Source organism: Mesonia oceanica, assembly GCF_902499555.1.
Taxonomy (GTDB): domain Bacteria; phylum Bacteroidota; class Bacteroidia; order Flavobacteriales; family Flavobacteriaceae; genus Mesonia; species Mesonia oceanica.
This window is the reverse complement of sequence record NZ_CABVMM010000069.1, coordinates 1-523: the sequence shown is the minus strand read 5'-3', so window position 1 is coordinate 523 and position 523 is coordinate 1. Positions and strand designations below refer to the sequence as shown.

The 523-nt window shown below is 38.0% G+C and carries 2 pseudogenes; both read left to right on the top strand.

The features are described 5' to 3' along the window. Positions 1 to 78 (top strand): annotated as a pseudogene (locus FVB9532_RS19830) (conjugal transfer protein); the annotation flags it as partial. Between the two features lie 2 nt (positions 79 to 80). Then, positions 81 to 523 (top strand): annotated as a pseudogene (locus tag FVB9532_RS19340) (hypothetical protein); the annotation flags it as partial.

Genomic DNA, 523 nt, shown 5'->3' with positions numbered 1-523 from the left:
AAAACCAAACGTTACCGGGAGATTATTTCCTTTCGAAAAATGCAGGATAAAATCAATAACAGGGAAACAGGATATTGATGATGAATGCGGTAATTATTTTAGGAATTGGTCTTGAATATGTGGACACCGTTTTTCAGACCATTCAAAACAGTGATTTTTCCCAATATACCATTGGCGGAATGAAAACCCTTGCAGTGCTTTTCTTCCTAATCAATATTCTAAAAAAATATAATGAGGGTGTGGCTGATAAAGATGGCTATACTTGGGGATTGAGCCCGGGGGAACTCGCCAAGAATTTTGCGGTTGTCGTCTTAGTTATTTTTTCCACACAGGTATTGGGCTTTTTTGATAGTATTCTTGTTTCCATCGAAGGGCAATATCGGGACACCGCTCCTGCTTTGCTCCCTTTGCAGATGCAAGATATTCCCATTGAAGAAGATGTAAATCTAATAGATGCTGCTAAAAATGCAATGACATTGCTTTATGAAGCTCTGGTTACACCATTATATGGTTTCAAGTTAAT